The sequence below is a fragment of the Streptomyces sp. NPDC058741 genome, from assembly GCF_042746715.1.
In the GTDB taxonomy this organism is placed as follows: domain Bacteria; phylum Actinomycetota; class Actinomycetes; order Streptomycetales; family Streptomycetaceae; genus Streptomyces.
In genome coordinates this window covers 48115-64806 of sequence record NZ_JBHYQH010000010.1, presented here as the reverse complement: position 1 = coordinate 64806, position 16692 = coordinate 48115, and the positions used below count along the sequence as shown (strand labels likewise).

At 70.1% G+C, this 16692-nt stretch carries 12 protein-coding genes and 1 pseudogene; 12 read left to right on the top strand and 1 reads right to left on the bottom strand.

The genetic code is table 11. The features are described 5' to 3' along the window. Nucleotides 1-183: 183 nt before the first annotated feature. From ACFW6P_RS10965 to ACFW6P_RS10950, 4 genes are all read left to right on the top strand, one after another. The gene (locus ACFW6P_RS10965) at nt 184-375 is read left to right on the top strand and encodes an SPOR domain-containing protein (RefSeq protein WP_386350915.1); all 192 of its coding nucleotides are present in this window, start codon (nt 184-186) and stop codon (nt 373-375) included. Between the two features lie 194 nt (nt 376-569). Continuing rightward, on the top strand, nt 570-1016 hold the full coding sequence (locus ACFW6P_RS10960; protein WP_386350913.1) for a (deoxy)nucleoside triphosphate pyrophosphohydrolase: 447 nt from the start codon (nt 570-572) through the stop codon (nt 1014-1016). A 134-nt stretch (nt 1017-1150) separates the two neighbouring features. Continuing rightward, nucleotides 1151-1585 carry an ATP-binding protein gene (locus ACFW6P_RS10955; RefSeq protein WP_386350911.1) on the top strand — a complete coding sequence of 145 codons (435 nt, stop codon included), beginning with the start codon at nt 1151-1153 and terminating at the stop codon, nt 1583-1585. A gap of 252 nt (nt 1586-1837) precedes the next feature. Next, nucleotides 1838-4474: a SpoIIE family protein phosphatase gene (locus ACFW6P_RS10950; protein WP_386350909.1), complete on the top strand. Its 2637-nt coding sequence runs from the start codon at nt 1838-1840 to the stop codon at nt 4472-4474. Between the two features lie 226 nt (nt 4475-4700). On the opposite strand, the gene ACFW6P_RS10945 is transcribed toward ACFW6P_RS10950, so the two are convergent. Then, nucleotides 4701-4991 (bottom strand): hypothetical protein, encoded by a 291-nt coding sequence (locus tag ACFW6P_RS10945; protein ID WP_386350907.1) that lies wholly within the window; start codon nt 4989-4991, stop codon nt 4701-4703. A gap of 290 nt (nt 4992-5281) precedes the next feature. Here ACFW6P_RS10945 and ACFW6P_RS10940 point away from each other — a divergent pair, with 290 nt between their 5' ends. The 8 genes and pseudogenes from ACFW6P_RS10940 (at nt 5282) to ACFW6P_RS10905 (ending at nt 16629) form a co-directional block, all read left to right on the top strand. Then, the gene (locus tag ACFW6P_RS10940) at nt 5282-7492 is read left to right on the top strand and encodes an ABC transporter family substrate-binding protein (protein WP_386423444.1); all 2211 of its coding nucleotides are present in this window, start codon (nt 5282-5284) and stop codon (nt 7490-7492) included. Between the two features lie 294 nt (nt 7493-7786). Continuing rightward, nucleotides 7787-9694, top strand: coding sequence for a translational GTPase TypA (typA, locus tag ACFW6P_RS10935; protein ID WP_386350904.1), 1908 nt, complete (start codon nt 7787-7789; stop codon nt 9692-9694). A gap of 602 nt (nt 9695-10296) precedes the next feature. Further along, nucleotides 10297-11913: an ABC transporter substrate-binding protein gene (locus tag ACFW6P_RS10930; protein WP_386350903.1), complete on the top strand. Its 1617-nt coding sequence runs from the start codon at nt 10297-10299 to the stop codon at nt 11911-11913. A gap of 132 nt (nt 11914-12045) precedes the next feature. After that, entirely contained in the window at nt 12046-12975 is a 930-nt protein-coding gene (locus ACFW6P_RS10925; RefSeq protein ID WP_386350901.1) for an ABC transporter permease, read from the top strand. Then, nucleotides 12968-13930, top strand: a complete 963-nt coding sequence (locus ACFW6P_RS10920; protein ID WP_386350900.1) for an ABC transporter permease — start codon at nt 12968-12970, stop codon at nt 13928-13930. The genes ACFW6P_RS10925 and ACFW6P_RS10920 overlap by 8 nt, the downstream gene beginning before the upstream one ends. A gap of 11 nt (nt 13931-13941) precedes the next feature. Then, nucleotides 13942-15000 (top strand): ABC transporter ATP-binding protein, encoded by a 1059-nt coding sequence (locus ACFW6P_RS10915; protein WP_386350899.1) that lies wholly within the window; start codon nt 13942-13944, stop codon nt 14998-15000. After that, nucleotides 14993-16141 (top strand): ABC transporter ATP-binding protein, encoded by a 1149-nt coding sequence (locus tag ACFW6P_RS10910; RefSeq protein WP_386423442.1) that lies wholly within the window; start codon nt 14993-14995, stop codon nt 16139-16141. The genes ACFW6P_RS10915 and ACFW6P_RS10910 overlap by 8 nt, the downstream gene beginning before the upstream one ends. A gap of 79 nt (nt 16142-16220) precedes the next feature. After that, nucleotides 16221-16629, top strand: a pseudogene (locus ACFW6P_RS10905) (VOC family protein). Nucleotides 16630-16692 lie beyond the last annotated feature (63 nt).

Genomic DNA, 16692 nt, shown 5'->3' with positions numbered 1-16692 from the left:
GTGCCGGGCGGGCGGCGCGTTCGCCGTCGTGCGCCCCCCGGTGATCTGGCTGGTTGCGTACCTCTTTGTGAAAATCCGGATTCGCTGCGTAAAGGTTAGGCGTAGGCTCGGGCATATGCGCATTGCGGTTTCCTCAACGGGTGGGGCACGGCACAGGCCGCGGGCGGGAAGGGGAGGGGCGCGATGAACGACAGCACGGTCACGCTTCCCTGGCTCGTCATACGGCAGGACGACAACGGCAATCGCTACCGCGTCGGCCGGTACGCGACCCGGGCCGAGGCCCAGAAGATCGCCGACAGCCTCGACGGCCGAGGCCACAAGCAGCTCTACTGGGTCGAGCGACTGGCCCATAACGGACCGGCCCTCCACGACTGACCCCGTGCACCACGGCAGTGCGCGACCGACCCCGCGTACCGCCCCTTTGCGGGCACGACCGACCACGTGCTCCGCGCCTCACGCGCACCGTCGACCGCGTGCGCGATCGAACGGGGGTTCCTTCGGCCTGGCCGGCCTTCCTGTGCTCCCCTGGAAGTCTCACCAAGACCTTCATCGGCTTCTAGGCTTCCCGCATGACCGAGCACATCGTCGTCGTGGGGGCCGCGCTGGTCGACGGCGGGCGGCTGCTGGCCGCCCGGCGCAGCGCCCCCGAGGAACTGGCAGGGCGCTGGGAGTTGCCCGGCGGCAAGGTGGAGCCCGGGGAGGCGGCCGACGCGGCGCTGGTGCGGGAGCTGCGCGAGGAGCTCGGCGTCGACGCCGAGGCCGGCGAACGGGTCCCGGGCGCATGGCTCCTGAAGCCGCCGTACGTGCTGCACGTGTGGACCGCGCGTCTGCGGCCCGGGTCCCCGGCTCCCGAACCCCTGGAGGACCACGACGCACTGCGCTGGCTCGGCCCCCACGATATCTGGGACGTCGACTGGCTCGACCAGGACGTGCCGGCCGTACGCCGCGCCCTCGCGCACCTGCGCGGCTCCGGCTTCGGCCCCGACCTCGACCCGGCGGAATCGACCGGCGCCTGAGGCGTTGAGGGGCGTGCGGCGTCGGGGCTGCAGCCCGGACGCCTCCTACGCCTTTCACGCCCGCCGGGCGCCGCCGGGCGCGATACTCCGCCCTGCATTCCGGGTATGTGCCCATTAACCCCAAGAAACCGGACATGGGTGGACCTGCTGGCTGGGAAGTGATCGGCGTGAGCGACACCGAAGGTGACTGCGCCGTGTGGACCTTCCCGGCCGAGCCGGGTGCCGTGCGCACCGCCCGCCGGGCCGTCCGCGTCCGGCTCCGCGCCTGGGGTCTCGACAGCCTCGCCGACCTCGCGGCCCTGCTGGTCAGCGAGTTGGTCACCAACGCCCTCCGGCACGCCACCGGCCCCATCGGCCTCCGTCTGATCCGCCCCTCGGAGGCGGGCGGAGTCCTGCGGGTCGAGGTCTCCGACCCGCTGCCCGACCCGCCCCGTGAGCGCGCCGCGCGCCCCGAGGACGAGAGCGGCCGCGGACTGCAACTGGTGGCCTCGTCCTCCCGCCGCTGGGGTACCCGGCCCGGTGGCGGCTCGGGCAAGACCGTGTGGTTCGAACTCGCGGTGCCGGAGTGAAAGGACGGTGTACGTACGTCCTGCCGCCGTAAGGCGTTCGGTGCAGGCCGGGGACGGTTGCCCGCCGGGGTGATTCGAGGACGTGTCCCTTGGTTAGAAGACTGGAAGTGTTCTCACGGTCGGGACCGAAAACCATCGGGACCGTGCTGTGATCGTGAACACCGTGTTGTACGGCACCGTAGTGCTGGATACTGCGGGCAGCCGCCCCCGGTGACCGGTGCCGGACGCGGTGAGCTGGAGGGGACGGTTCGCGTGAGCGAGATACCAGCGAAGGCCACGGAGTCCGAGGACCCGTCGGAGGGCGCGAGGGCCGGGGCCGCGGACGGCCTGGCCTCCGCGGTGGGCGGTGCGCTCGCGGCCGACGGGGTCCCGCCCGGGGACGCCATGTGGCAGAGCAGTCCTCCCGGCTCCATCTACGACTACATCAAGGTCGCCTCCTTCTCCATCGGCCCCGACGGACTCGTCGAGCAGTGGAGCCTGCGCGCCGAGCACCTCTTCGGCATCCCCGCCCGGCGCGCCGTGGGCATGGACCCGATCGAGGCCTTCATCGACACGCGTCAGCGCGAGCGGGGCATGCGCAAGATGGCCGAGATCCTCGACGGCCGCGAGTGGACCGGCGTGGTCCCCTTCCGGATGCCGAAGGGCGAGGACGGGGAGCGCGGGCGCGAGGGCCTCGCCGAGGTGTACGTCATGCCGACGCGCACCGACGCCGGCGAGAAGGCCGCCGTCTGCATCGTCGTCGACGTCCGCACGCTGCGCAGCATCGAGACCGACCTCGCCGCCTCGCAGGCCATTTTCGGACAATCGCCCTTCGGGTTCCTGCTGATCGACCCCGATCTGCGGGTCCGCCGCGCCAACCAGCGGTTCGCCTCCATCTTCGGCGGCACGCCCGACGACCACCGCGGCAAGGGCGTCCACGACTACCTCCAGCGCGGCGAGGCCGAGCGGGTCGCCGCCACCATGCGCCGCGTGCTGGAGACCGGCAACTCCATCACCGACATGCACGTCACGGGTTTCGTGCCGGGCTCCGACGAGCCCCGGCACTGGTCCGTCAACCTCTACCGGGTGAACAGCGGTTCGGGCCGGCCCATCGGGATCGCCTGGCTCGGCACCGACATCACCGCCCGTCGCGCCGCCGCCCGCGAGGCCGCCGCCGCCCGCCGCAACCTGGCCCTGCTGAACGAGGCCGGCGCCCGCATCGGCAACTCCCTCGACCTGGAGACCACGGCCCGCCAGCTCCTCGACGTCGTCGTCCCCGGCTTCTGCGACCTGGCCACCGTCGACCTCTACCAGGGCCTGCTCGTCGGCGACGAGACCCCGCCCGGGCTCGCCGACGGCAGCGCCGGACTGCGCCGCGTGGCCTTCGCCAGCGCCGTGTCCGACGCGCCCTTCACCGGGACCGGCGCGCCCGTCGCGGTCGGCGCCGTCCACCACTATCCCTTCAACTCGTCCTGCGCGGACGCCCTGCGCACGGCCCGGCCGCAGACCGTCCCCGGCGAGGACGGCGGGCTCGTGCAGTCCACGATCGCCGTGCCGATGGTCGCCCACGACACCGTCGTCGGACTCGTGCAGTTCGCCCGCACCAAGGGCAGCGAGCCGTTCGGCGAGCGGGACCGCGACCTCGCGGTGGAGCTGGCGGCCCGCGCCGCCGTCTGCATCGACAACGGCCGGCTCTACCGACGCGAGCACGAACGCGCGCTGATACTGCAACGGTCCCTGCTCCCGCCCGGCGACCCCGAGGCCTCCGGACTCGACATCGCCTGCCGCTACCTGCCCGGCAACGCCAACACCGGCCGGCCCAGCGAGGTCGGCGGCGACTGGTTCGACGTCATCGAACTCCCCGGTCACCGCACCGCCCTGGTCGTCGGCGACGTCATGGGCCGCGGCCTGCGCGCCGCCGTCGCCATGGGCGAACTCCGCACGGCCGTACGCACCCTGGCCCAGCTCGACCTGGAACCGGCCGAAGTGCTCTCCCAGTTGGACGAGATCGCCCGCGGGCTCGGCGCCCCCGGCGGTGTCCAGCAGGCCACCCGGGCGGCCCGCCGCCCCCGCGAGGCGGACCTGTCGGAGGTGTACCTCGCCACCTGCGTCTACGCCGTCTACGACTCCGTCACCCGGCGCTGCACCTTCGCCAACGCGGGCCATCTGCCGCCCGTGCTGGTCGAACCGGGCGAGCCGGCGCTGATGCTGGACGTGCCGCCGGGCCTGCCGCTCGGCGTCGGCGGCGAGCCCTTCGAGGAGGTCGAGGTCGAACTGCCCGAAGGCGCCCTGCTCGCGCTCTACACGGATGGACTGGTCGAAAGCCGCAACCATCCCCTGGACGAGGGCCTGCAGGCCTTCGTCAGCGCGCTGTCCGATCCCGCCCAGCCGCTGGAAGACGTCTGCGACGGCGTCCTCAACACCCTCGACACGCACCACGGCGAGGACGACATCGCGTTGCTGATGGCACGTGTACAGGGACTGCCCACCGATTCCGTCGGCGACTGGACCCTGCCGCGTGAGCCGCGCAGCGTGGGCCGGGCCCGGGAGTACGCGCGCGCCCAGCTGCTCAGCTGGGACATGGAGCCCCTCGTCGACACGACGGAACTGCTGGTGAGCGAGCTGGTCACCAACGCCCTGCGCTACGGAGAGGGCGAGATCCGCCTCCGTCTGCTGCTGGACCGCACGCTGGTCTGCGAGGTCTGGGACTCGGGCCTGGTCCAGCCGCGCCGCCGCCGCGCCCGCGACACCGACGAGGGCGGACGCGGCCTCCAGCTGGTCGGCCTCCTCAGCGCCGCGTGGGGCTCCCGCCGCACCCCCCGGGGCAAGACGGTGTGGTTCGAACTGCCCCTCCCGGGCGGGGAGACCGGCCTGACGGACCCGGCGGAGGCACTGCTCAGCCTGTTCTGACCGCAACCGAACACCGGTACGCATCGTCCTCCCCGGAGACACCATCGGCATCACCGGGGGGAGACGGGACGGACCGCGCGGAGGGCGCCATCCCGACCGGGACTGCGGCATCCGGCGCCGAGAGCGGCCACGGCCCGCCGGACCCCGGCCCGAAGGGACGCCGCCGCTGGATGACGACTCCGGTCGGTTCTCGGGGACGGTGCCGGTCGCTCGACGCCCGTCCCGCTCAGGGAGCGCGCCGGTCCCGGGCGCCGAGCCCCTCGTCGTCCATGTCGACCCGCAGGGCGGGGTCGTACGGCGCGTCCGAGACGGTGACGAGCTCGGGGCGCTGGGGCGCGGCCGGGGAGGCGGCGGCGTCACGCAGCAGGGCGACGCTCTCGCGCAGGTGGTTCGCGTCGGCGCGGACCCGGCTCATCTCCAGGCCGCCGGTGCCGAGCTGATGCTCCAGGCGCCCCAGCGACCGGAACAGGTCGTCGAGGGAGCGCTGGACTGACGTCAGTTCGTCGTGAACGGACATGTCCTGACCTCACTTCCACGGGTCCTTCGAGGCCCAAGGCGGCAACGTCCATGCGCCTGCGAGTGTTGCGCGTCACATCTTGTGATGTGACGGGATGTGCGTCGATCGGCCGAGGTGTGCGGGTGCAGCCGGCGGTGTGTTTGCGCCGCACGGGTGGGCTTCCCGTCCGTGGCCGTCGTGTCGCCTCCCGTTGCCGAACCCTTTCCTCTTCAGTGGCCGCATACATCAGATGAACTCCAAATACCGCCAAAAGTGATCATGACGCCCGCGGCTTCCCGGAGGTAATGCAGATGTCCCAGCACGGCGTCGGCCCGCGCGCGGTCGCGCGCTCGGTCGCCTTCCTGACCGCGGGTGTGCTCGCGGTGCCCGCGCTCGCGGGATGCGGCTCCGAGGACCCGGCCGGCAAGCCGCTCGCGGCCCCGGACATCCAGCCCGCCGACCGGGACAGCGTCGCCGACGGGGGCATGCTGCGCTGGGCCGTCGACTCGGTGCCCGAGACCCTGAACACCTTCCAGTCGGACGCCGACGCCACCACCGGCCGCGTCGCCCAGGCCGTCCTGCCGTCGATGTTCCGGATGAACGCCTCCGGGCGCCCCGAGCGCAACCCCGACTACCTCGAGTCGGCCGAGATCGTCGAGACCGAGCCCAAGCAGGTCGTGCTGTACAAGCTCAACCAGCAGGCCGTCTGGAGCGACGGCCGGGAGATCGGCGCCGCCGACTTCGCCGCCCAGTGGCGCGCCCTGTCCGGCAAGGACACCGCCTACTGGACCGCCCGCAACGCCGGGTACGACCGCATCCAGAAGATCGAGCGGGGCGACGACGACCTGGAGGTCCGGGTCACCTTCAGCCGCCCCTACGCCGACTGGCGCTCGCTGTTCTCCCCGCTGTACCCCAAGGACGTCATGGGCACCCCGGACTCCTTCAACGACGGGGCCCGCAGGAAGCTCAAGGTCACCGCCGGTCCCTTCACGGTGAAGAAGGTCGACCGCGAGGACGAGGAGGTCACCCTCGTCCGCAACCCGCGCTGGTGGGGCGAGCGGCCCAAGCTCTCCGAGATCGTGCTGCGCACGGTCCCGCGCGAGAAGCGGGCCGCCGAACTCGCCGCCGGTGACCTGGACCTGGCCGAGGTCGACCCCGCCGCGGCCCGCCGCATCACCGTCGCCGCCCGCCCGCGGAGTTCCGGCAGCCCGGTGATGGGCCCCGGCGCCGACCGGACGACGGCCCAGGCCCTGGAGTCCCGGGCCGTCGCCAACGGCACCGACGAGGACGCCGCCGACGAGGAGACCGCCGCCCGCGGGAAGCTGCGCAAGGCGGCCGCGAAGTACGCCCGGCAGCAGCAGGCCCTCAGCGGTTTCGAGGTGCGCAAGTCCCTGGAACCCGCCTACACCCAGCTCGCCCTGAACGGCGCCGACGGCCCGCTCGCCGACGAACGCGTCCGCAGGGCCGTCGCCCGCGCCCTGGACCGCAGGGAACTGGCCGAGGCCGTCCTCAAGCCGCTCGGCCTGCCCGCAGTCCCGGTCGGCAGCCACCTGGCCCTGTCCGGCCAGGCGGCCTACGCCGACAACAGCGGGGCCCTCGGCGACCAGGACACCGAGGAGGCCCAGGCGCTGCTCTCGGACGCCGGGTGGGAGCGGGGCGGCCCGATCAAGGAACAGAAGAAGAAGGAGAAGGCGGCGGGCCCGGAGGGCGACAAGGCCCCGGGGTCCTCCCGCGACGACGAGGACTCCGGGGGCAACGGGAGCAACGGGGGCTCCGAGGGCTCCGGGCGCTCCGGGGACGACAAGGCGCCGGGCCAGCAGGACCCGGCCGGCCACCTCGCCCGGGACGGCGGGCAGTACCAGCACCCGCACCAGGGCGGCGCCCCCGGCGCGTACGCCCCCCGGGGCACCGCCGCCCCGGCGAACCGGGAGGCCGCCATCTTCGCCAAGAACGGCAAGCCCCTCACCCTGCGCTTCGTCCTCCCCTCCGGGTCCGGCTCCCAGACGCTGCGCACGGTCGCCGACCGGGTCTCGCGCATGCTGGAGCGCGTCGGCATCGGCACGGAGATCTCCAAGGTCTCCGACGAGTCCTACTTCAAGGACCACATCGCCTCCGGCCAGTACGACCTCGCCCTGTACTCCTGGCCGGCCACCGCCTACCCGGCCACCGACGCCCGCCCCGTGTACGCCAAGCCCGTCCCGGCCGCCGACGGCTCGTTGAGCATCGAGCAGAACTACACGCGGGTCGGCACCGACCAGGTCGACCAGCTGTTCGACGAAGCCGTCGCCACCCTGGACGAGGGCGAGTCCCGCTCCCTGATCCGCAAGGCCGACTCCCGCATCTGGGCCGCGGCCGGCTCCATCCCGCTCTTCCAGCGCCCCCAGCTCGTCGCGGCCCGCAAGAACCTCGTCAACACGGGCGCCTTCGGCATGGGCACCCCGGCCTACGAGGACATGGGCTTCCTGAAGAAGGGCGCGAAGCCGGCAGGCGGCCCGTCGGCGAAGGAGACGGCGAGCCCCTAGCCCCGAAGAGATCCGGACGCCTCACCGGCCCCCGCCCGGCGTCCGCTCCATGAGACCGGCAGCGATCATGGTGCGGACGCCGGGCGTCTCGCGTACCGGGGCGGCCCGGTGGCGCCGGGCAGCGGCTCCGTGCCCCTGAAGTGCGGCCTGACCTGGGCCGACGTATCCCCGTTAACCCCCAGACGCGCGGACCCGTACCATGGGGTGAGGCCGTGGCATGTTGAGCCCGGCAGGGCCCGCGCACCACCGATGTACGCGCAGGGCATTCCTCACCACCCGGGAGTACGCCTCAATATGGCCACGCGCCACGACATCCGCAACGTCGCCATCGTCGCCCACGTCGACCACGGCAAGACCACCATCGTCGACGGCATGCTGAAGCAGGCCGGCGCGTTCGCCGCGCACCAGCTCGACTCGGTCGACGACCGCATGATGGACTCGAACGACCTGGAGCGTGAGAAGGGCATCACGATCCTCGCCAAGAACACCGCGGTGAAGTACCACCCGAAGGACGGCGGGGACCCGGTCACGATCAACATCATCGACACCCCCGGCCACGCCGACTTCGGCGGCGAGGTCGAGCGCGGTCTGTCGATGGTCGACGGTGTCGTGCTGCTCGTGGACGCCTCCGAGGGCCCGCTCCCGCAGACCCGCTTCGTGCTGCGCAAGGCGCTCCAGCAGCGGCTGCCCGTCATCCTCTGCATCAACAAGACGGACCGCCCCGACTCGCGGATCGACGAGGTCGTGAACGAGGCGTACGACCTCTTCCTCGACCTGGACGCCGACGAGGACCAGATCGAGTTCCCGATCGTCTACGCCTGCGGCCGTGACGGCGTCGCGTCCCTCACCAAGCCGGAGGACGGCACGGTCCCGGGCGACTCCGACAGCCTGGAGCCGTTCTTCTCCGCGATCCTGGAGCACATCCCGGCCCCGACCTACGACGATGCGGCCCCGCTCCAGGCGCACGTGACGAACCTGGACGCCGACAACTTCCTCGGCCGTATCGCGCTGCTGCGCGTGCAGCAGGGCGAGCTGAAGAAGGGGCAGACGGTCGCGTGGATGAAGCGCGACGGCTCCGTCCAGAACGTGCGCATCTCCGAGCTGATGATGACCGAGGCGCTCACCCGCAAGCCCGCCGAGAAGGCCGGCCCCGGTGACATCTGCGCGGTCGCCGGTATCCCCGACATCATGATCGGCGAGACCCTGGCCGACCCGGACAACCCGGTCGCCCTGCCGCTGATCACCGTCGACGAGCCGGCGATCTCCATGGTCATCGGAACCAACACCTCCCCGCTGGTCGGCCGCGGTGGCACCGGCAAGGGCGCCGACGCGAAGACGGCCGTCAAGGACCGCAAGGTCACCGCCCGCCAGGTCAAGGACCGCCTCGACCGCGAGCTGATCGGCAACGTCTCCCTGCGCGTGCTGGAGACCGAGCGCCCCGACGCCTGGGAGGTGCAGGGCCGTGGCGAGCTGGCCCTGGCCATCCTCGTCGAGACCATGCGCCGCGAGGGCTACGAACTGACCGTCGGCAAGCCGCAGGTCGTCACCAAGGACGTCGACGGCAAGGTCCACGAGCCGGTCGAGCGCATGACGATCGACGTCCCCGAGGAGCACATGGGCGCCGTGACGCAGCTCATGGGCGTCCGCAAGGGCCGGATGGACAACATGTCCAACCACGGCTCCGGCTGGGTCCGCATGGAGTTCGTCGTGCCGTCGCGCGGTCTCATCGGCTTCCGTACCGAGTTCCTGACGCAGACCCGCGGCACGGGCATCGGCCACTCCATCCACGAGGGCTTCGAGCCCTGGTTCGGCACCCTGCAGACCCGTAACAACGGCTCCCTGGTCGCCGACCGCGCCGGTGCCGTCACCGCCTTCGCGATGACCAACCTCCAGGAGCGCGGCGTGCTGTTCGTCGAGCCGGGCACCGAGGTGTACGAGGGCATGATCGTCGGCGAGAACTCCCGCGCCGACGACATGGACGTCAACATCACCAAGGAGAAGAAGCTCACCAACATGCGGTCCTCGACGGCCGACGTGACGGAGTCGATCGTCCCGCCGCGCAAGCTGTCCCTGGAGCAGTCCCTGGAGTTCTGCCGGGACGACGAGTGCGTGGAGGTCACCCCGGAGGCCGTGCGCATCCGCAAGGTGAACCTGGACGCCCGCGAGCGCGCCCGCGCCGCCAGCCGCGCCAAGCACGGCTGACGGACGCCCCGGACACAGCACCGGGCACCCCGCCCCGCGGGGTGCCCGGTGCTGTCGTACGGGAGGTGAGCAAAAGGTGAGGGTAAGGGAAAACCCTTGATTCGTCCTGGCAGCCCCTCAGGGAGGGCCTGCCGCCACTACCCTGCTGCGGAAGCGCCACGCCTCCCCGGTCACGGGGTCGCGCAACGGCCTTGCCGCACAGCCTTCTTGAGCGGGGGACCACCATCGGAGGGACCCTGCACGGGACTCACGGTAGTCGCAAGCGGTTTTTCTCACCCGCGCGTCCGGAATGCGGACAGTCCTCACCGATAGATGTGTAACAAGTCCGTTTCGCAGGGATCTCTCACCAAACCCTTTGTCCGGATTTTGGAAGATGTAGGCGCGAGCTGTGATCGAACCGAGACCTCGAGAGTGTGGTTCGGTCCTGGCGTTTGGCAGATAGTTAGGCGCGTAGAGCTCGGACGAACGGGTCACTCGCCGGCAGCGGCGCGACTCACGAGCGCGGGGGCACCAGGAGACTTCCGGCACTGGCGACGGGCGGTGGCGGTGATCTGACCTGGTGCTCTCTTTGCGGTGTACCAATGACTTCTGAGGAGGAACCCATGCGCGGTGCCATGAGCGCCAAGTGGGTCGCGGGTGCGATTGTCGTCGCCCTGGCCGCCACTGCCTGCGGCGGCGGCGGTGATGACAGCGAGGGGAAGAAGAAGGGTTCCGGGCCTGCCGGCTACGTCTCGATCGACGTCGGTGAGCCGCAGAAGCCGCTGATCCCGGCCGACACCAACGAGAGCAACGGCTCGTACGTCATCCAGTCCATCTTCACCCAGCTGCTGGACTTCGACGCCAAGGGCGACATCGTCTACACGAACGCCGAGTCGGTCACCACCGAGGACTCGAAGACGTGGACGGTCAAGCTCAAGAAGGGCTGGAAGTTCCACAACGGCGAAGAAGTCACCTCCAAGTCGTACATCGACGCTTGGAACTGGTACGCCAACATCAAGAACAACCAGCAGAACTCGTTCTGGTTCCAGGACATCAAGGGCTACGACGACGTCCACCCCGAGAAGGGTGACCCGAAGGCCGAGACCATGTCCGGTCTGAAGGCCGTGGACGACCACACCTTCACCATCGAGCTGAAGTACACGATGCCGTACTTCAACTACAAGCTCGGCTACACCACGTGGGCCCCGCTGCCCAAGGTCTTCTACGACGACCCGAAGGCCTTCGGTCAGAAGCCGATCGGCAACGGTCCCTACAGCTTCGAGAAGTGGGACCACAAGAAGCTCATCCAGGTGAAGGCCTGGGACGAGTACCAGGGCCCGAACAAGGCGAAGAACAAGGGCGTCCAGTTCAAGGCGTACACGACGCTCGAGGCCGCCTACAAGGACGTCGTCTCCGGCAACCTGGACATGATCCGCCAGGTCGGCCCGACGGACCTGCCGAAGTACAAGCAGGACCTCGGTGACGGCGCCATCGAGCAGCCGTACGCGGCCATCCAGACGCTGACCCCGGCGTTCTACTCCAAGACCTTCAAGGACATCGACCCGAAGGTCCTGCAGGGTCTGTCGATGGCGATCGACCGCGACACGATCACCAAGACGGTTCTGAACAACACCCGCACGCCGGCCAAGGGCTTCACCCCGCCCGGCGTCAAGGGCAACCAGGACCTGGACACCGACGTGTTCACGTACAACCCGGCCAAGGCCAAGCAGCTCATCGAGGAGGGTGGCGGCGTCCCGGGCAACAAGTTCACCATCCAGTACAACACCGATGGTGGGCACAAGGAGTGGGTGACCGCGGTCTGCGGCTCCATCCGCAAGGCCACCGGCGTCGAGTGCTCCGGCGACCCGAAGCCGGACTTCGCCACGGACCTCGAGGCCCGTGACAACGACCAGGTGAAGGGCATGTACCGCGGTGGCTGGGTCGCCGACTACCCGGTCAACGCCAACTTCATGAAGGAGCTGTACCACACCACCGCCGAGGCCAACAACGGTCGGTTCTCCAACAAGGAGATCGACAAGATGATGAACGAGGCCGACAAGGCCAAGTCCCTCGAGGCGTCGGTGAAGGCCTTCCAGGAGGTCGAGAAGAAGCTGGTCGACTTCATGCCGGCCATCCCGCTCTGGTACTACCGCATCAACGGCGGCCACGGTAAGAACGTCGACAACGTGAACGTCGACTTCCACGGTGACCTCGAAGTGTGGGCCGTCACCACCAAGTAAGAGGAGTCCTCAGGGCTCTTCCCACTCGGCCGTAAGCCTGCCGCCGCCCCGGCGGCGGTGGGAGGTGCGGGGGGCCGTCTCATCACCAGGAGACGGCCCCCGTACCTGCGTTAACCCCTCACGGAGGCACCTATGGGGCGCTATGTCGCACGACGACTGCTCCAGATGATCCCGGTCTTCATCGGGTCAACATTGATCATCTTCTGCATGATGTACGCCCTGCCCGGCGACCCCGTCCGGGCGATGATGGGGGACCAGGCGTACGACCCGACCGTGGTCGCGAGCATCAAGAAGGAACTCGGCCTCGACCAGCCGCTGCTGCAGCAGTACGTGAACTACATGGCAGGGCTGTTCCAGGGCGACTTCGGTACCCAGATCGCCAGCCAGCGGCCCATCGCGGACATCATCGCCGACGCGTTCCCGGTGACGATCCGGCTGACGATCTTCGCCTTCACCTTCGTCACGCTCGTGGGCATCGGCCTCGGCGTCATCGCCGGTCTGCGCCCCGACACGCTGCGCGACCGCGGACTGCTGACGCTGACGCTGTTCCTCGTATCGATGCCGTCCTTCGTGCTGGGCTTCCTGCTGCAGTACCTGTTCGCGTTCAAGTGGGGGATCACCGAACCGAACGTCCGAGACTCGACGGACTTCTCCCAACTGGCGCTCCCCGCCATCGTGCTGGCGTCGCTCTCCCTCGCCTACGTGGCCCGGCTGACCCGTACGTCGATCGCGGAGAACCTGCGGTCCGACTACATGCGCACCGCCATCGCCAAGGGGCTGCCGCGCCGCCGTGTCATCGGTGTCCACCTGATGCGCAACTCGCTGATCCCCGTGGTCACCTTCCTCGGTATCGAGCTCGGCAGCCTGATGACCGGCGCCATCGTGACCGAGGGCATCTTCAACGTCCGCGGCATCGGCATCGAGATCTACGAGGCGCTCAGCCGGCGTGAGGGCGCCACGGTCGTGGGCATCGCCTCGCTGATGGTGCTCATCTACCTCGCCGCCAGCCTGATCGTCGACCTGCTCTACGCGGTCCTGGACCCGAGGATCCGGTATGCCTGACAAGACCATCGAGAAGAAGGTCGACGCCCTCCCCGGGGACACCGCGAGCACCGCGGGCGTCGTCGTGACCGACGCGGGTCCCGCTCCCGACAAGCCGCGCAGCCTGTGGTCCGACGCCTGGCACGACCTGCGGCGCAACCCGCTGTTCCTGGTCTCGGCCGTGCTGATCCTGTTCCTGCTGGTGATGTCGGTCTGGCCGGGGCTGTTCACCAGCGCCGACCCGCGCGACGCCGACCTGGCCAAGCACTACCTGGGCAAGCCGAACTGGGGGCACGTCTTCGCCCCCGACTGGCTCGGCTACGACGTCCAGGGCCGTTCGATCTACGCCCGTGTCGTCTACGGTGCCCGCGCCTCGATCACCGTCGGTGTCGGTGTGACCGTCGCCGTCACCGTTCTCGGCACGGTCATCGGCATGATCGCCGGCTACTTCGGCGGCTGGACCGACACCCTGCTGTCGCGGCTGACCGACATCTTCCTCGGCATCCCGTTCCTGCTCGGCGCCCTGGTGGTGCTCAACTCCTTCGACAACCGCACCGTGTGGGTCGTCATCATGGCGCTCGCCTTCCTGGGCTGGACGCAGATCGCCCGTGTCGCCCGCGGTGCCGTGATCACCATCAAGCAGTCGGACTACGTGGTGGCCGCCAAGGCGCTCGGTGCCTCGACGTCCCGGATCCTGTTCCGGCACATCCTGCCCAACGCGCTCGCGCCCATCATCGTCGTGGCGACCATCGCGCTCGGCGGTTACATCGCGGCCGAGGCCACCCTGTCCTTCCTGGGTGTCGGCCTCGGTGACACGGCCGTGTCCTGGGGCGGCGACGTCGCCCGCGGACGCGAGCAGCTCCGGATCGCCCCGCACACCCTGATCATCCCGTCGGTGATGGTGTCGATCACGGTGCTCTCGTTCCTCATGTTCGGCGATGCGGTACGCAACGCCCTCGACCCCAAGCTGCGCTGAGGGAGGCGTACGTGACCATCATCGATGAAACGGCCGGGAGTCCCTCGCCGAACGGCGCGCGGGACATGGGCGGCCCGCTGCTCGAAGTCCGCGACCTGCACGTGGAGTTCCGCACCCGCGACGGTGTCGCCAAGGCCGTCAACGGCGTCAACTACTCCGTCGCCGCGGGCGAGACGCTCGCCGTGCTCGGCGAGTCCGGCTCCGGCAAGTCCGTCACCGCCCAGGCCATCATGGGCATCCTCGACATGCCGCCCGGCAGCATCCCCAAGGGAGAGATCCTCTTCCGCGGCCAGGACATGCTGAAGATGTCCGGCGAGGAGCGCCGGAAGATCCGCGGCAGCAAGATCGCGATGATCTTCCAGGACGCGCTGTCCTCCCTGAACCCGGTGCTCTCCGTGGGCTACCAGCTCGGCGAGATGTTCCGCGTCCACCAGGGCCTGTCCAAGAAGGACGCCAAGGCCAAGTCGATCGAGCTGATGGAGCGGGTGAAGATCCCGGCCGCCGCGGCCCGGGTCGACGACTACCCGCACCAGTTCTCCGGCGGTATGCGCCAGCGCATCATGATCGCGATGGCGCTCGCCCTGGAGCCGGACCTGATCATCGCCGACGAGCCCACCACGGCCCTCGACGTGACGGTCCAGGCACAGGTCATGGACCTGCTCGCCGACCTGCAGCGCGAGTACAACATGGGCCTGATCCTGATCACCCACGACCTCGGTGTGGTCGCCGACGTCGCGGACAAGATCGCCGTGATGTACGCGGGCCGGATCGTGGAGACGGCGCCCGTGCACGAGCTGTACAAGCGGCCCGCGCACCCCTACACCCGGGGCCTGCTCGACTCGATCCCGCGCCTGGACCAGAAGGGCCAGGAGCTCTACGCGATCAAGGGACTGCCGCCCAACCTGACGCGCATCCCGTCCGGCTGCGCCTTCAACCCGCGGTGCCCCAAGGCGCAGGACATCTGCCGCACGGACGTCCCGCCGCTGTACCCCGTCACCGAGCGGGACGGCGGCGAGCTGGCCGGCCGCGGCAGCGCGTGCCACTTCTGGAAGGAGACGATCCATGGCTGACCTGGAGAAGACGGACGAGTCCATGGACGGCACTCCCCACGTCGCCGAGACCGCGACGGTCGACGCCGCGACCGAGGAGGCGGCGGTGGCCGCGCTCGACGCGCCCGTGGAGCGCGGTGAGCCCATCCTCCAGGTGCGCAACCTGGTGAAGCACTTCCCGCTCACGCAGGGCATCCTGTTCAAGCGTCAGGTCGGTGCGGTCAAGGCCGTGGACGGGATCTCCTTCGACCTCTACCAGGGCGAGACGCTCGGCATCGTGGGCGAGTCCGGCTGCGGCAAGTCCACGGTCGCCAAACTGCTGATGATGCTGGAGAAGGCGACCGCGGGAGAGGTCTTCTACAAGGGCCAGGACATCACCAAGCTGTCCGGGCGGGCGCTGAAGGCGGTCCGGCGCAACATCCAGATGGTGTTCCAGGACCCGTACACCTCGCTCAACCCGCGTATGACGGTGGGCGACATCATCGGGGAGACCTTCGAGATCCACCCCGAGGTGGCGCCGAAGGGCGACCGCCGCCGCCGGGTCCAGGAGCTCCTGGACGTGGTCGGCCTCAACCCCGAGTACATCAACCGCTACCCCCACCAGTTCTCGGGCGGTCAGCGCCAGCGCATCGGCATCGCCCGCGGCCTGGCCCTCAACCCCGAGATCATCATCTGCGACGAGCCGGTCTCCGCCCTGGACGTGTCCGTCCAGGCTCAGGTCATCAACCTGATGGAGAAGCTGCAGGACGAGTTCAACCTGTCCTACCTCTTCATCGCGCACGACCTGTCGATCGTCCGGCACATCTCGGACCGCGTGGGCGTGATGTACCTCGGGAAGATGGCCGAGATCGGCACGGACACGGAGATCTACGACCACCCGACGCACCCCTACACCCAGGCGCTGCTGTCGGCGGTCCCGGTCCCCGACCCGGAGTCCCGCGAGGGCCGCGAGCGGATCATCCTCACCGGCGACGTGCCGTCCCCGGCCAACCCGCCCTCGGGCTGCCGCTTCCGCACCCGCTGCTGGAAGGCGCAGGACAAGTGTGCCGAGGAGGTCCCGCTGCTGGCCGTCCCGGAGCGCTTCCGGGGCGAGGACACCCCGGCGGCCCACGAGTCGGCCTGCCACTTCGCGGAGGAGAAGGACGTGGTCCACGCGGCCTGAGCCGCCCCACGCGAGCCCGTACCGGTTCCCGGCGACCCCCGGCAGGGGGTGCCGGGAACCGGCGTGTCAGGAGGCCGGGATGCTGCATCACGTCGAACTCTGGGTCCCCGACCTGCCCCGGGCCGTCCGCGCGTGGGGCCGGCTGCTCGCTCGCCTCGGCTACCACCCCTACCAGGCCTGGGAGCAGGGCCGCAGCTGGCGGCTCGGCCCGACGCACCTCGTCGTCGAGCAGTCGCCCGCGCTGACGGCCGCCGCCCACGAACGCCGGGGCTCGACCACCCGGCGTTCCACGCCGGTTCCCCCGGGCCGGTCGACGCCCGGGCCGCGGAGGCGCCCGCCCACGGCTGGACCGCACTGTTCCCCGACCGCACCCGCACGCCGGCGGCCCCGGGCACTACGCGGCCTACCCGGCGAACGAGGACGGCTTCGAGGTGGAACTCGTGGCGTCCGAGGCGCACATCCCCGCAAACCCTCGTGAACCTCGTTAACACGCGGGCAACTTGACGGACCCGGTCCCGATATACGGACGCGGCACGCTGGTGGGCGTACGG

Excerpts from the sequence above, each read along its gene's own strand:
- ACFW6P_RS10940 (WP_386423444.1), top strand. The coding sequence starts at position 5,282 with ATGTCCCAGCACGGCGTCGGCCCGCGCGCGGTCGCGCGCTCGGTCGCC.
- ACFW6P_RS10920 (WP_386350900.1), top strand. The coding sequence starts at position 12,968 with ATGCCTGACAAGACCATCGAGAAGAAGGTCGACGCCCTCCCCGGGGAC.
- typA (WP_386350904.1), top strand. The coding sequence starts at position 7,787 with ATGGCCACGCGCCACGACATCCGCAACGTCGCCATCGTCGCCCACGTC.
- ACFW6P_RS10930 (WP_386350903.1), top strand. The coding sequence starts at position 10,297 with ATGCGCGGTGCCATGAGCGCCAAGTGGGTCGCGGGTGCGATTGTCGTC.
- ACFW6P_RS10925 (WP_386350901.1), top strand. The coding sequence starts at position 12,046 with ATGGGGCGCTATGTCGCACGACGACTGCTCCAGATGATCCCGGTCTTC.
- ACFW6P_RS10965 (WP_386350915.1), top strand. The coding sequence starts at position 184 with ATGAACGACAGCACGGTCACGCTTCCCTGGCTCGTCATACGGCAGGAC.
- ACFW6P_RS10955 (WP_386350911.1), top strand. The coding sequence starts at position 1,151 with ATGGGTGGACCTGCTGGCTGGGAAGTGATCGGCGTGAGCGACACCGAA.
- ACFW6P_RS10910 (WP_386423442.1), top strand. The coding sequence starts at position 14,993 with ATGGCTGACCTGGAGAAGACGGACGAGTCCATGGACGGCACTCCCCAC.
- ACFW6P_RS10960 (WP_386350913.1), top strand. The coding sequence starts at position 570 with ATGACCGAGCACATCGTCGTCGTGGGGGCCGCGCTGGTCGACGGCGGG.
- ACFW6P_RS10945 (WP_386350907.1), bottom strand. The coding sequence starts at position 4,991 with ATGTCCGTTCACGACGAACTGACGTCAGTCCAGCGCTCCCTCGACGAC.